This is a genomic window from Streptomyces sp. NPDC002176 (genome assembly GCF_044903645.1).
Taxonomy (GTDB): Bacteria; Actinomycetota; Actinomycetes; order Streptomycetales; family Streptomycetaceae; genus Streptomyces.
This window is the reverse complement of the sequence record NZ_JBJDQW010000004.1, coordinates 427,660-440,496: the sequence shown is the minus strand read 5'-3', so window position 1 is coordinate 440,496 and position 12,837 is coordinate 427,660. Positions and strand designations below refer to the sequence as shown.

12 protein-coding genes are annotated in these 12,837 nt (G+C 73.9%); 5 read left to right on the top strand and 7 right to left on the bottom strand.

The window, feature by feature from the left end; all coding sequences use genetic code 11:
- Nucleotides 1-107: 107 nt before the first annotated feature.
- Nucleotides 108-500 carry a DUF5997 family protein gene (locus ACI2LY_RS21140; RefSeq protein WP_404708498.1) on the bottom strand — a complete coding sequence of 131 codons (393 nt, stop codon included), beginning with the start codon at nt 498-500 and terminating at the stop codon, nt 108-110.
- Between the two features lie 58 nt (nt 501-558).
- Between ACI2LY_RS21140 and ACI2LY_RS21135 the strand changes: the two genes are divergently transcribed.
- Nucleotides 559-1,317, top strand: coding sequence for a LysR family substrate-binding domain-containing protein (locus ACI2LY_RS21135; RefSeq protein WP_404708497.1), 759 nt, complete (start codon nt 559-561; stop codon nt 1,315-1,317).
- Nucleotides 1,318-1,360: 43 nt separating this feature from the next.
- Here the strand turns inward: ACI2LY_RS21135 and ACI2LY_RS21130 are convergent, their stop codons facing one another.
- Both ACI2LY_RS21130 and ACI2LY_RS21125 read right to left on the bottom strand, forming a co-directional pair.
- Nucleotides 1,361-2,848 (bottom strand): MFS transporter, encoded by a 1,488-nt coding sequence (locus tag ACI2LY_RS21130; RefSeq protein ID WP_404708496.1) that lies wholly within the window; start codon nt 2,846-2,848, stop codon nt 1,361-1,363.
- 52 nt (nt 2,849-2,900) lie between these two features.
- Nucleotides 2,901-3,380 carry an Lrp/AsnC family transcriptional regulator gene (locus ACI2LY_RS21125; protein ID WP_030803612.1) on the bottom strand — a complete coding sequence of 160 codons (480 nt, stop codon included), beginning with the start codon at nt 3,378-3,380 and terminating at the stop codon, nt 2,901-2,903.
- A 261-nt stretch (nt 3,381-3,641) separates the two neighbouring features.
- Between ACI2LY_RS21125 and ACI2LY_RS21120 the strand changes: the two genes are divergently transcribed.
- Nucleotides 3,642-5,129: an FUSC family protein gene (locus tag ACI2LY_RS21120; RefSeq protein WP_404708495.1), complete on the top strand. Its 1,488-nt coding sequence runs from the start codon at nt 3,642-3,644 to the stop codon at nt 5,127-5,129.
- 229 nt (nt 5,130-5,358) lie between these two features.
- Here ACI2LY_RS21120 and ACI2LY_RS21115 read toward each other — a convergent pair whose 3' ends face one another.
- On the bottom strand, nt 5,359-6,279 hold the full coding sequence (locus tag ACI2LY_RS21115) for a sirohydrochlorin chelatase (protein ID WP_404708494.1): 921 nt from the start codon (nt 6,277-6,279) through the stop codon (nt 5,359-5,361).
- Between the two features lie 153 nt (nt 6,280-6,432).
- Complete coding sequence (locus ACI2LY_RS21110; protein WP_404708493.1) at nt 6,433-7,449, bottom strand: N-acetylglucosamine kinase; 1,017 nt, start codon at nt 7,447-7,449, stop codon at nt 6,433-6,435.
- A 136-nt stretch (nt 7,450-7,585) separates the two neighbouring features.
- On the opposite strand from ACI2LY_RS21110, the gene ACI2LY_RS21105 reads away from it, so the two are divergent.
- Nucleotides 7,586-8,263 carry a uracil-DNA glycosylase gene (locus ACI2LY_RS21105; protein WP_404708492.1) on the top strand — a complete coding sequence of 226 codons (678 nt, stop codon included), beginning with the start codon at nt 7,586-7,588 and terminating at the stop codon, nt 8,261-8,263.
- Nucleotides 8,264-8,377: 114 nt separating this feature from the next.
- Here the strand turns inward: ACI2LY_RS21105 and ACI2LY_RS21100 are convergent, their stop codons facing one another.
- Nucleotides 8,378-9,463: a WD40/YVTN/BNR-like repeat-containing protein gene (locus tag ACI2LY_RS21100; protein WP_404708491.1), complete on the bottom strand. Its 1,086-nt coding sequence runs from the start codon at nt 9,461-9,463 to the stop codon at nt 8,378-8,380.
- Between the two features lie 210 nt (nt 9,464-9,673).
- Here ACI2LY_RS21100 and ACI2LY_RS21095 point away from each other — a divergent pair, with 210 nt between their 5' ends.
- Nucleotides 9,674-10,255, top strand: coding sequence for a hypothetical protein (locus ACI2LY_RS21095; protein ID WP_404708490.1), 582 nt, complete (start codon nt 9,674-9,676; stop codon nt 10,253-10,255).
- A gap of 13 nt (nt 10,256-10,268) precedes the next feature.
- Here ACI2LY_RS21095 and ACI2LY_RS21090 read toward each other — a convergent pair whose 3' ends face one another.
- On the bottom strand, nt 10,269-11,921 hold the full coding sequence (locus ACI2LY_RS21090) for a DNA alkylation response protein (protein WP_404708489.1): 1,653 nt from the start codon (nt 11,919-11,921) through the stop codon (nt 10,269-10,271).
- Nucleotides 11,922-11,994: 73 nt separating this feature from the next.
- Between ACI2LY_RS21090 and ACI2LY_RS21085 the strand changes: the two genes are divergently transcribed.
- Nucleotides 11,995-12,720: a PaaX family transcriptional regulator C-terminal domain-containing protein gene (locus ACI2LY_RS21085; protein WP_404708488.1), complete on the top strand. Its 726-nt coding sequence runs from the start codon at nt 11,995-11,997 to the stop codon at nt 12,718-12,720.
- Nucleotides 12,721-12,837 lie beyond the last annotated feature (117 nt).

Genomic DNA, 12,837 nt, shown 5'->3' with positions numbered 1-12,837 from the left:
CGTGCCTCCCCGCACCCCGAAAGATCAAGTGACACGAACTGTAGGGGGCACCACTGACAACGCCCCCGGACGGGCCGGGGGCGCTGGTCAGGAGGTACTACGGAGCGTCAGCTCTTCTTGGCGTCCTGCTCCGCGTGCAGCTTCTTGACGCGGGCGGCCTCCTTGCGGACCTCCGCCTGGGTCGCGCGCTCCTTCTCCAGCCACTCCGGGCCCTCTTCGCGCAGGGCCTCGATCTGCTCGGTGGTCAGCGGCTCCGTGACACCGCCGCGCGCCAGACCGGCGATGGACACGCCCAGCCGGGCCGCGACCACCGGACGCGGATGCGGGCCGTTCTGCCGCAGCTCGCGCAGCCACTCGGGCGGGTTGGTCTGCAGCTCGTTCAGCTCGGCGCGCGAGACCACACCCTCCTGGAAGGCGGCGGGGGTGGCGGGGAGGTACACACCCAGCTTCTTCGCCGCGGTGGCGGGCTTCATCGTCTGGGTGCTCTGCTGCGAACTCATGAGGTCAAGGGTATCGGCCGTGTGCGTGGGAGCCGACCACGGCCGATACCCTGGCCTGGTGACAGGCTCGGAAGAATCACCGTCGTTCCGGCTCGCGTACGTCCCCGGAGTGACGCCCGCCAAATGGGTGCGGATCTGGAACGAGCGCCTGCCCGGCACTCCGCTCACCCTCACCCAGGTACCCGCCGCCGAGGCGGACGCCCTGCTGCGCGCGGGGGAGGCCGACGCGGGCTTCGTACGGCTGCCCGTCGACCGCGACTTCTTCAGCGCGATCCCGCTGTACACCGAGGACACCGTGGTCGTCGTCCCCAAGGACCACGTGATCACCGCGGCCGAGGAGGTCACCCTCGCCGACCTCGCCGACGAGGTGCTCTTCCACCCGCTCGACGACGTCTTCGACTGGGACGCCCCGCCCGGTGAACCCGCCTTCGAGCGGCCCGCTACCACCCCGGACGCGCTGGAACTCGTCGCGGCCAACGTGGGTCTGCTCATCGTCCCGCAGTCCCTGGCACGCCTCTACCACCGCAAGGACCTCACCTGCCGCACGGTCGTCGACGCCCCGCAGTCCCAGATCGCGCTCTCCTGGCCGGAGGAGGCCACCACCGACCAGGTGGAGGACTTCATCGGCATCGTGCGGGGCCGCACCGCCAACAGCACCCGAGGCCGCTCCGGCGCGACGCCCCCGCAGCCCAAGCAGCAGAAGAAGCGGCCCGACCAGGGCGCTGCCCGGCAGCAGAGCGGCGGCGGCAAGTCCTCCGGCCGCCCGGCGCGCGGACGCTCCGGCGGCCGTACGGGGAAGCCGCGCCGCAAGTCCTGAGCGGGGGCCGCCGGACTTGGAACGGCGCCGCCCGGCCCGGTGCTCACGCCTTCGAGGCCGTGCTCTCCACCCGCTCCGGCGCCGGGCCCCCGCCCATGGGTGGCTCCGGGTGCGCCTGCCGCTCCCGCAGGTCCGCGATGGCCAGGACCAGTGCGACCAGGATGATCCCCACCGCCGTGAGCAGGCCCAGTTGCAGCGCCCGGGTGGAGGTGCCGTGGTTGGCCAGGTGGGCGAAGTACACCGCGCCCACGGCCGCGATCCCGGCCGCCGAACCGATCCGCTGGGCCGTCACCAGGATGCCGCCCGCGGCACCGGCCCGCCGTACGGGCACACGGGTGAGGGTCAGCGTGGTGTTGGGGGAGATGGTCACACCCGAGCCGACCCCCGCGAGCAGTAGCGGCAGCGCCGCCGCCCACGCCGCGCCGGGCCCCTGGACCAACTGCACGGCGCCGATGACGCCGACCAGGCCCACCGCCACCCCGGTCAGCCCGACGACGACCAGCTTGCGGCCGTACCGCACCACCAGCCTGCCGCCCAGCGCCGCCCCGGCCGCCGAACCGATGGCGAACGGCAGCGAGGCCATTCCGGCCGCGAGCGGGCCGTAGTCCAGGCCGTTCTGCAAGTACAGCGTGTACACGAAGAACACCGTGGTGAAGCCGCCGAAGTACACCAGGTTCAGCAGCACGCCCAGGGTGAAGGACCGCAGGGAGAACAGCTCCAGGTCGATCAGCGGATCGCGTCCGTACCGGCCCTGACGCCGCTCCCACCGCCAGAACGCCGCCAGCAGCAGCGCCGCCACCGGCATCAGGGCCCACTTCAGGCGGCCCGTCCACTGCTGCTCCTGCACCAGCGGCAGCATCAGCGCCAGCACGCCCGCGCCGAGCAGCAGCACACCCACCAGGTCCGCGCCCTCGCGCTTCCGCTCCGCCACCGGCGTACGGGGCAGCAGCCGCAGCGCCGCCCAGAACGCGGCCACGCCGATGGGCAGGTTGACGTAGAACACCCAGCGCCAGCCGTCCTCGACGCCGAACGCCTGGATCAGCAGGCCGCCCGCGGGCGGTCCGACCGCCGTGGAGATGCCGACCACGCTGCCCAGCATGCCGAACGCGCGCGCCCGCTCGGCGCCCTGGAACATCTGCTGGATCAGCCCCGTCGTCTGCGGCGCGACGATGCCCGAGGCCGCGCCCTGCACCAGCCGGAACACCACCAGCCAGCCGGAGCTGGGCGCCAGCCCACACGCCACCGAGGCCACCGTGAACAGCGCGAGCCCGAACAGGAACGCCGCCCGGCGCCCGCGCACGTCGCCGAGACGGCCGGCCGGGACGAGGGCCAGGCCGAAGGTGAGCGCGTAGCCCGACACCACCCAGGACACGTCGGCCGCGTCGGCACCGAGCCCGCGTTCCATGGAGGGCAGCGCGACATTCACGATCGAGCTGTCGAGCAGCGTCATGAAGCCCGCCACGAGACAGACCGCGAGCGCCTGCCAGCGCCGTCGGTCGACGGCGGCAGGTCCGGTCTGGGCTGTAGTCATGAGGTCACGCTATGCAGTGACCTTTACCTCCGCACTACGAGAGACCGAGCCGTTAGGGCTTCGCCGCCGACCGGCCGACCGACTCCACCAGCGGCAGCAGCCGGTACGGCACCCGCTCCCGCAGGGCCACCTCGGTACGGGTGCGCACCACGCCGGGCACGCTGATCAGCTTCTGGATCACATCCTCCAGATGGGCGTTGTCCCGCCCCACCACCCGCGCCAGCAGGTCCCCGCCGCCGGTGGTGGAGAACGCCTCGACGATCTCCGGAACGGCCGCCAGTGCCTCCCCGACATCGTCCATGTGGCCCTGTGTGACCTCGATGTGCACGAACGCCAGCACGGGGTGGCCGAGCGCGGCCGGGGACAGGGAGGGACCCGTGCCCGTGATCACGCCGTCCCGCTCCATCCGGTCCAGCCGGGCCTGGAGGGTGCCGCGTGCGATGCCGAGGAGGCGGGCGTACTCGCGCACGCTGGTGCGCGGCTGCTCCAGCAGTAGCCGCAGGATGCGGGTGTCCAGCTCGTCCACGGCCATCGCGTTCCGGCCTCCTCGTGCCTCGTCGACCAGCGGTGACTGTACCAATGGCCCAGTGTCGCTCCGGGCGTTCATGCTGTGCGACCTGGGCCGTTGGTCCGCCGACGGCTCACGGTCGTTCTGTGCTGCTGGTCCAATGGCTCAGTGGAATAGGAGCCTGTTGAGCCAATCGGCTCTGAGGTGCTGTCATAGGGGTGTCGATGGCGCTGCGGATTCCGCGGCGCCTTTTTCGTGCGAACGGCCACCAGGGGGCGACGAGTAGTGCTGAAGAAGGTGTTCATGGCGCCGGACCCGGGTCGGGTCCGGCTGCGCTTCGCCGCGCGGGCCGTGCTCGGCATCGGCCTGGCGGTCGTCGTGTGCGGGCTCACGGGGCAGTCCCTGACCGGCATGGTCGCGGGCGGGCTCGCCGCGCTGCTCGCCCTGTTCACCGTCGCCGACGCCACCGTGCGCGGACAGGCCGTCACCACCGCCCTGCTGCCCGGTACGGGGGTGCTGGTGCTCGCCGTCGCGGCCGAGCTGCACGCCTACCCGGTCGCGCGTGACCTGGCCTTCCTCGCGGTCGTCGGCGCGGGTGTGTACGCCCGCCGCTGGGGTCCGCGCGGTCACAGCCTCGGCGTGTTCGCGTTCATGATGTTCTTCGTCGGCCAGTTCCTGCACGTCACCCCCGTGCAGTTGCCCGAGCTGTACGCCGCCGTCCTGCTGTCCGTGCTCACCGCGGCCGCGGTGCGCTTCGGCCTCTGGTGCTACGAGCGTGGGCGCCCGGCGCCGACGGCACCCGCCCCGCCGAGCGGCGCCGGGCTCGCCCGTGTGACCACCCGGCAGGCCGTCCAGGCGGTCGCGGGCGCGGGCTTCGCCCTGGTCCTCGGGCAACTGCTGTCCGGGCAGCGCTGGTACTGGGCCGTCGGCGCGACCTGGTGGGTCTTCGTGAACACCGCCTCGCGCGGGGAGACGCTGGTACGGGGCTTCCGGCGCGTCCTCGGGACGGTCCTCGGCATCGGACTCGGCTTCCTCGTGGCGCTGCCGGTGCACGGGGCCGTCGTCCCGTCGCTGGTGCTCGTCGCGGTCGCCGTCTTCGGTATCTTCTACTCGGCCGCCGTCTCCTACACCTGGATGATGCTCTGCGTGACCCTGCTGGCCGAGGTCCTCTACGGACTGCTCGGCGTCCTCACCCCGTCGCTGCTCGCGCTGCGCGTGGCCGAGACGGCGGTCGGCGCGGCGGGGGCGATGCTCGCCGTGCTGGTCGTGCTGCCCGTGACGACGCACACCACCACCGACGCGTGGATACAGCGTGCCTTGCGCTGCGTCCATGCCTGCACGGCCGAGGCCGCTGCTCGGCTCGCGGGTTCCGCCGCGGCCGACCCGGCGCCGCGGGTGGCCGAGCTGGAGCAGTTGCTCGGGCGGGTCCGGATGTCGGTCGCGCCGCTGGTGCATCCGCTGAATCCGCTGCTGGGGCGTAAGGGGCGTGCTCGGCGGGTGCTCATGCTGCTGGACGAGTGTGCGCGGGAGGTGCGGGGGCTGGTGGCCGTCGCGGCCGATCCCGAGGCGTCCCATGACGCTCGGCTGGCCGCCGCGTGTTGGCGGGTGGAGGCTGCGGTGGAGGCGCTGTTCGACGGGGGTGGTGATCCTCTGCACCGGCCCGGTGAGATGCCTGTGGAACCGGCGCTGGTTCATCTCCATGGGCTGGAGCACGCGCTTGCCGATCTGGCGGAGCCCCTGCGGGGGCCGTCCCGGCGGTTGGTGGGGGCTTGAGCCGTCCCGGCTGGGGGTGGGTCTGAAGGTGCGGGTGCGTGGGGGCTGGTCGCGCAGTTCCCCGCGCCCCTGGGGGGTGTGGGCTGGGCTCGCTGGGATGTGCTCGTGCGTCGTGGCTGGTCGCGCAGTTCCCCGCGCCCCTAAGTGGGTCCAGCGGAAGTTCGCTGAGCAGCGCGAAGGGCCCGCTCCCGTACTACCGGGGCGGGCCCTTCGGGTGTGCGGGGGGCCGTCAGAACGCCGGGGCGCCCTGGGGCTGCTGGGCGATGCCCAGGGAAGCTGTGTACTTGGCGAGGGCGAGCTTGCCGATCGCCGGGTAGGCGCCGAGGGCCTCGGAGGTGGCGCAGCCGATCTCCTCGGCGGCGGCCGTCAGCAGCGCCGTGTCGATCTCCGGACCGATGAGGTACGGGGCGAGCGCGAGCTGCTGCGAGCCCGAGGCGCGGAGCTGCTCGGCGATGGAGGCGATCGAGCCGTCCTGGTCCAGCGCGGCGGCCATCACCGGCACGGCCAGCCGCGCGGCGAGCAGCATGCCGGTGATACCGGCGGCCTGCACGGCCTCCTCGCCGCCCACGGACGCCAGGATGATGCCATCGGCCGCGGTCGCCACCGTGAACAGGCGGGCGCGGTCGGCGCGGGCGAGGCCCGCCTCCGACAGCCGCACGTGCAGACCCTCGGCGAGCAGCGGGTGCGGGCCGAGGACGTCGGTCAGCTCGGCGGCGACCCGGCTGTCCATCACGGCCTGGCGGGTCTGCCGCAGCAGGGCGTTGTCGGGACCGGCCAGCAGCGGCACGACCACGGCCACCGGCCCGTCCGGCGCCTTCGCGTCGGAACCGGCGGCGACGGCCTGCTCGTGGCGGGCCGTGCGCTCCTCGGCGGCACGCGCCAGGACGGCGCTCAGGGTCGGGAATTCGGCGTCGTCCCCGTCCAGGTAACCGATCCGCGCGTCGAGGCCGGGCAGCTCGGAGCGGGCGATGCTCACGACCTCCTCGGCGAGGCTGCGCGTGGCGGCGCTGGGCGCACCGGGCACCGCGAGGACGAACGCGGGCGCGTCCTCGGGAGCCACCAGCGGCTCCGGACGGCGGTGCCGTCCGGGCTGGCGGGGTCGCGGCATTCGTACTGGCAGGCCGGACTCGGGTCCAGTGGGGGAGCTCATGGCGCCGCATGTTACTGGTTTCCGGAGCTGCCCTGTTCGGGGAGGGTGCGGGTGAGCGGTATCCGTCCGGTTTTGTCGGATGAGTTGCGGAGATGGGGCGGCTGATCCGTTCCTGTATTGGGTAGTTGAGGGCCTCGTGGGGTCGATTTCCCTTTATGTCGCTCTCTTTTGCGCGCCGGTCACGCAGAGCAGGCGCGGGTCCTCGGGCCAGACGCCGTCTCCCGCCGCCAGCGCCGACGCGAGCCTGGCGCAGCCGTGCAGCGGATCGCCCTGGGCCGCTATGGGACGGGCATGCGGCAGCTGTCGCGCCAACTCCTCGTGCAGGAAGGTGAGGAGGGGTTCGCCCAGCTTCAACAGGCCACCGGTACAAGCCACTTCCGGCTCCCCGGATTCCGGGCACACGGCGGTGACGGCCTCGGCCATGTGCCGGGCGGCCGTGCGCAGGATGTCGGTGGACACGGGGTCGCTCGGTGCGCAGGCGGCGACCTCCGGGGCGAAGGAGGCGAGTACGGCGGCACGGTCGGGCCGGGGATAGACCAGGCCGGGCAGCTCCGGTGGGGGTCCGAACCGCTCCCGCGACCGCTCCAGCAGCGGCGCGGAGCCGCCCCCGCGACCGTCGTACGCGCGCAGCGCCGCCTCCAGTCCGGCCCGCCCGATCCAGGCCCCGCCGCCGCAGTCGCCCAGCAGATGGCCCCAGCCGTCCGCCCGCCGCCAGCCGGTCAGGTCCGTGCCGATGGCGATCAGACCCGTGCCCGCCGCGAGCACGGCGCCCGGACGCGGGCCGAGGGCGCCGATGTACGCCGTGACCGCGTCGGCGGCGAGGCCCACGGTGCGCACGCCCAGCGCTTCGGCGAGCGCGTCCGGCAGTTCGGCGCGCAGGGCCGCGCCCAGGGTGGCGAAGCCCGCGGCGCCGATCACGGCGGTGGTCAGCTCGTCCACCCCCGCCTCCGCCGCGAGGGCCCGCGCCAACGGGAGGACGAGTTCCAGCAGATGGGCCGGGTCGATGCCGTGCTCCCCGGTCCGTACCGGCTGCCCGGCCTTGCCCTCGGCGGGCGGCGCCCCGTCGAACGCCCCCACAGCCACCCGCAGGCCGGAGCCCCCGGAGTCGACCGCGAGGAAACCGGGGACCGCCGGGCGCACCGTGCCGCCATCCGGCAACTCCCTGCCCACTGGGAACAACGGATTCCCCTCTCCATCGCCGGAGCGCGCGTACGACGGAGGCAGGGTAGCGGGGCCGGGGGAGTGCGCGTGGGTCGATCCACAGCCGTTCGGGTGATGTCGGTGGGGGCCAGTAGAGTGACTTGACGTGGCACGACGACCGTTGAACGAACTTGTAGAGGCCGGCTGGGCGAAGGCCCTGGACCCGGTGGCCGAGCGCATCACGGCCATGGGGGACTTCCTCCGTGCCGAGGTGGCGGAGGGCCGCACCTACCTCCCGTCCGGGGCGAACGTCCTGCGGGCCTTCCAGCAGCCCTTCGACGATGTGCGGGTCCTGATCGTGGGTCAGGACCCCTATCCGACACCGGGCATGGCGATCGGGCTGAGCTTCGCGGTGGCGCCGGAGGTGCGGTCCCTGCCGGGCAGCCTGGAGAACATCTACCGGGAGTTGAACACCGACCTGGGCCTGTCCCGGCCCTCCAACGGTGATCTGACCCCGTGGACCTCCCAGGGCGTCCTGCTGCTGAACCGGGCCCTCACCACGGCGCCGCGCAAGCCCGGCGCCCATCGCGGCAAGGGCTGGGAGGAGGTCACCGAACAGGCCATCCGCGCGCTCGCCGCACGCGGCAAGCCGCTGGTGTCCATCCTGTGGGGCCGCGACGCCCGCAACCTCCGGCCCCTGCTCGGGGACTACCCGGCGATCGAGTCCGCGCACCCGTCGCCCATGTCCGCGGACCGAGGCTTCTTCGGCTCCCGTCCGTTCAGCCGGGCCAACGAGCTGCTGACCGGCCAGGGCGCCGAGCCGGTGGACTGGCGCCTGCCCTAGGGCGTGTCTCGCCCAGCGGGGCCGATGCCGAGCATCCCGGCGCACCGACGTCGGCCCTCCGTACCGGAGTCGGCCCGCACCGCCCGGCCCGCACCGCCCGGCCCGCACCGCCCCTCAGCCGACCACCGCCGCCCGCACACACAGCACGTCCGGCAGGTGGGAGGCCAGCTGCCGCCAGGTGTCCCCGTCGTCGGCGGAGGCGAACACCTCGCCGTTGCGGTTGCCGAAGTAGACGCCCGCCGGGTCCGCGTCGTCGGTGCACAGGGCGTCGCGCAGCACGGTGCCGTAGTGGTCCTCCTGCGGCAGGCCCGCCGAGAGCGGCTCCCAGCTCTTCCCGGCGTCAGGGGTACGGAACACCCGGCAGCGGTGGTCGGCGGGGACCCGGTCGGCGTCGGCGTTGATGGGGAAGACGTACGCCGTGCCGCCCCGGTGCGGATGCGCGGCGACCGCGAAGCCGAAGGTGGAGGGGAGGCCCTCGCCGATGTCGGTCCAGTGCGCGCCCGCGTCGTCGCTGCGGTAGACGCCCCAGTGGTTCTGGAGGTATAGGCGGTCCGGGTCGTCCGCGTCCCGGGCGACCTTGTGCACGCACTGGCCGAACTCCGGGTCGGGATCGGGCAGGAAGACGGCGGCGACCCCGGAGTTCGACGGAGCCCAGCTCGCACCGCCGTCCTCCGTGCGGAACACCCCGGCCGTGGACACCGCCACCGTCACCGCGCGCGGATCGCGGGCGTCGGTCAGCACCGTGTGCAGCCCCTCCCCGCCACCGCCCGGCACCCACTGGGAGCGGGTCGGATGCTCCCAGAGCGGACGCACCAGCTCGAAGCTCTCCCCACGGTCCTCGGAGCGGTACAGCGCGGCGGGTTCCGTGCCCGCGTACACCACGTCCGGCTCGGCGGCGGCCGGGTGCAGCTGCCAGACCCGCTCTAGCGAGGCGCCCGTGTCCTTGGGGAACCTGACGGCCGGGCGCGCGGGCTCGGACCAGGTGCGGCCCAGGTCGTCGGAGTGGAACACCGAGGGACCCCAGTGCGCGCTGTCACCGCTGGCGAGCAGTCGGGGCGTGTCGCCGCGGGTGTCGATCGCGACCGCGTAGATGGCCTGGGCGTTGAACCGGGGGCCGTCGTCGAACTCCCAGGCTCCTCCGCGCCGCCTGCCGATGAACAGGCCCTTGCGGGTACCCACGGCGAGCAGTACCTCGGTCATGCCGACCACCTCCGGGACTTCGTCGTCCACTGCGCCGCACCGCCCTCGGATACGGCATCCTCCGATTTCGCCCAGTCTGCACCCCGCCACTGACAGTGACCCTCAAGGCGGGTGTCGCCGCAGGTCGGGGCGGGGTGTGAGCAACGGGCGGCGGGCGTCCGTATCGGAAGGCGGTCCGGTCTGTCGGCGCGCTCGTGAGGAGGATGGCCCTTGAAGGCGTTCCGTGGTCCGCGTGTGTGGCTGTGGCGGTGGCGGCGCGGTCCGCTGCGGCGCCGTGCGGACGTGGTGGAGGGATGGGTGCTGCTGGGCGTCTGGCTGCTGACCCTGGTGGCCGGGATCGGGGTCGGACTCGCGGCCGCGCGGTCGGTCGAGCGCGGCCTCGCCCACGAGCGCGCCACCTGGCATCCGATGGTCGCCTACGTCGTCGGGCACGCCCCCGGCCGGTCCGGGGCCCGTGGTTCCAGCCGGGAACGGGTCTGGACGGAGGTCCGCTGGACCGCGGGCGATGGGACGCCCCGCACCGGCCAGGTCCGGGTCGCGCCGGGCACGGCGACCGGCGCGCCGGTCGCCATCTGGACCGACGGGCGCGGACGGCTCGCCGGTCGGCCCGCCACCGCGACCGAGGCCGCCGTCCGCGCCGCCTTCGTCGGCACCCTGTTCGGCGCGGGCGCGGCCGCCGTGCCCTGCGCCGGGGGCCGCTTCCTGCTCGCCGTGCTGGAGCGCCGCCGCCTGGCCCTCTGGGACGCCGAGTGGGCCCGGCTGGGCCCGCAGTGGGGCCGTACGACGGGATAAGCGGCCCCCTGATTCAGGCGGGCAGCGCCCGGTCGAGGATCGTGTCCAGGTCCGTGCCCGGGGGCAGCGTGCCGAAGGCGTGGCCCCAGTCGCCGCCCAGCCGGGTCGCGCAGAACGCGTCGGCCACCTCGGGCGGGGCGTGGCGGACCAGGAGGGACGCCTGGAGGGCCAGCGCCATCCGCTCGACCACCCGGCGCGCGCTCAACTGGTCCGCCGCGGCCAGCTCCCGCTTCAGCGAGGTCACGGTCGCGTCCAGGCGGGCGTCGGCCCCGCGCGCGAGGGCGAGTTCCCCGAACAGCGACTCCGCGCTCCCCGGCTCCCGGCCCAGCGCGCGCAGCACATCGAGGGCGTTGACGTTCCCCGAGCCCTCCCAGATGGACAGCAGCGGCGCCTCCCGGTAGTGCCGGGGCATGCCGGAGTCCTCGACGTACCCGTTGCCGCCCAGGCACTCCAGCGCCTCGGCGGTGAACGCCGGGCCCCGCTTGGTGACCCAGTACTTGCCCACGGCCGTGGCGATCCGGCGGAACGCCCGCTCCTCCTCGTCCCCGCGCACCGCCCGGTCCGCCGCCCCGGCGAGCCGCAGGGTGAGCGTCGTCGCCGCCTCCGACTCCAGCGCCAGGTCGGCGAGGACGTTGCGCATCAGCGGCTGGTCGAACAGCCGGGCGCCGAACGCGCTGCGGTGCCGGGCGTGATGGCCTGCCTCGACCAGCGTCTTGCGCATCAGGGTCGCCGACGACATCACGCAGTCCAGCCGGGTGCAGTTGACCATCTCGATGATGGTCTTCACCCCGCGCCCCTCCGGCCCGACCAGCCACGCCACCGTACGGTCGAACTCCGGCTCGGAGGACGCGTTGGAGCGGTTGCCGAGCTTGTCCTTCAGGCGCTGGATGCGGAAGGTGTTGCGGCTGCCGTCCGGCAGCACCCGCGGCACCAGGAAGCAGGAGAGCCCGCCCGGCGCCTGCGCCAGCACCAGGAACACGTCGCACATCGGCGCCGAGGTGAACCACTTGTGTCCGCGCAGCGTGTACACGCCGGGCTCGTCCGTCGGCGTGGCCACCGTGGTGTTGGTGCGGACGTCGGAGCCGCCCTGCTTCTCGGTCATGCCCATCCCGGCGAGCAGACCCCGCTTCTCGGTGGGCACGCGCAGCCCCGGATCGTAATCCCGGCTGGTGAGCAGTGGTTCGTACACCTTCGCCAGGTCCGGCTGGGCGCGCAGGGCGGGGACGGCGGCGTACGTCATCGACGTCGGGCAGCCGTGTCCCGCCTCGGTGTGCCCCCAGACCAGGCCGCCCGCCGTACGGGCCACGTGCGCGCCGGGCCGGTCGTCCGCCCACGGGGTGCCTGCCAGGCCCTCGGCGACGGCGGTGCGCATCAGGTGGTGCCAGCTGGGGTGGAAGTCGACCTCGTCGACCCGGTTGCCGTAGCGGTCGTGCGTCCGCAGCTCCGGCTCGTGCCGGTTGGCCAGCTCGCCCCACTCCTGCGCCTCGGCGCCGCCCGCGCGCAGCCCCAGCGCCCGGACGTCCTCCTCGGCCCACCCGGCGCCCTCCCGGCGCAGCCCCTCCAGCAGGGCGACGTCGGCGGACGCGTCGTAGGGAGCCAGCGGCGGGGGCTGGTTGGTGACGTCATGGGTGGCGTACAGCGGCGACTGCTCGGGCATCGGGACCATACAGCCATGTTGCACTCTCCGTACGATTGCAGCAATGACGCAATACCGATCGCCGCACGTACAGTACGTGCCCATGCGCATGAACCCGTCGGCCGAGCCCGTGACCAGGCCGTTGTCCGCGCGGTCGGTCGTGCTGAGCCTGCTGCTCGGCGCGCATCCGCCCCGGCTGCCGGTGCGGGAACTGGTGCGGCTGGTCGAACCGTTCGGCGTCGGCGGCTCCACCCTGCGGGCCGCGCTCAGCCGGATGGTGGCCGCGGGCGACCTGAAGCGCACCGACGCCGTGTACGGGCTCAGCGACCGCCTGCTGGCCCGGCAGCGCCGTCAGGACGAGGCCGTACGGCCGCACGCGCGCGCGTGGGACGGCGACTGGGAGATGGTCGTGATCACGGCGACCGGACGCGGTCCCGCCGAGCGCGCCGACCTGCGGGCCCGGCTGACCGCGCTGCGCCTGGCCGAACTCCGCGAGGGCGTCTGGGTGCGTCCCGCCAACCTCGCCCGGCCGCTGCCCGGCGAACTGGGCGAGGTCGCCCTGACCTACACCGCCCGCCCCGACGAGCCCGCCGCCGCCCTCGTGGCCCGGCTGTGGCCCCTAGACACGTGGGCGGCCGAGGCGCGCACCCTCCTCGCCCGGGCCACCGCTGCCCGCCACCCGGCCGACCGCCTCACCGCCTACGCGGCCGTCGTACGCCACCTGCTCACCGACCCGGTCCTCCCTGATCCCCTGCTCCCCGCCGACTGGCCCGGCGAGGCGCTCCGGACGGCCTACGCCGGATATCAGCGGGAGCTGGCCGCGTCCTAGGGGCGGCCCGGCCGAGTGGCGAGGGCCGGGCGCTTGGCGTCTCCTGGGAGTGGAGGGGGTGACCAGCGTGCGCGTGCTTCCGGGCACCGGGTGGGGCACGGCAGGCGATCTCGCCCG

Bases quoted from the DNA above. Each gene is read 5' to 3' on its own strand.
- ACI2LY_RS21115 (WP_404708494.1), bottom strand. From the start codon at position 6,279: ATGAGCTCCCCCACTGGACCCGAGTCCGGCCTGCCAGTACGAATGCCG.
- ACI2LY_RS21100 (WP_404708491.1), bottom strand. From the start codon at position 9,463: ATGACCGAGGTACTGCTCGCCGTGGGTACCCGCAAGGGCCTGTTCATC.
- ACI2LY_RS21090 (WP_404708489.1), bottom strand. From the start codon at position 11,921: ATGGTCCCGATGCCCGAGCAGTCGCCGCTGTACGCCACCCATGACGTC.
- ACI2LY_RS21140 (WP_404708498.1), bottom strand. From the start codon at position 500: ATGAGTTCGCAGCAGAGCACCCAGACGATGAAGCCCGCCACCGCGGCG.
- ACI2LY_RS21125 (WP_030803612.1), bottom strand. From the start codon at position 3,380: ATGGCCGTGGACGAGCTGGACACCCGCATCCTGCGGCTACTGCTGGAG.
- ACI2LY_RS21085 (WP_404708488.1), top strand. From the start codon at position 11,995: ATGCGCATGAACCCGTCGGCCGAGCCCGTGACCAGGCCGTTGTCCGCG.
- ACI2LY_RS21130 (WP_404708496.1), bottom strand. From the start codon at position 2,848: ATGACTACAGCCCAGACCGGACCTGCCGCCGTCGACCGACGGCGCTGG.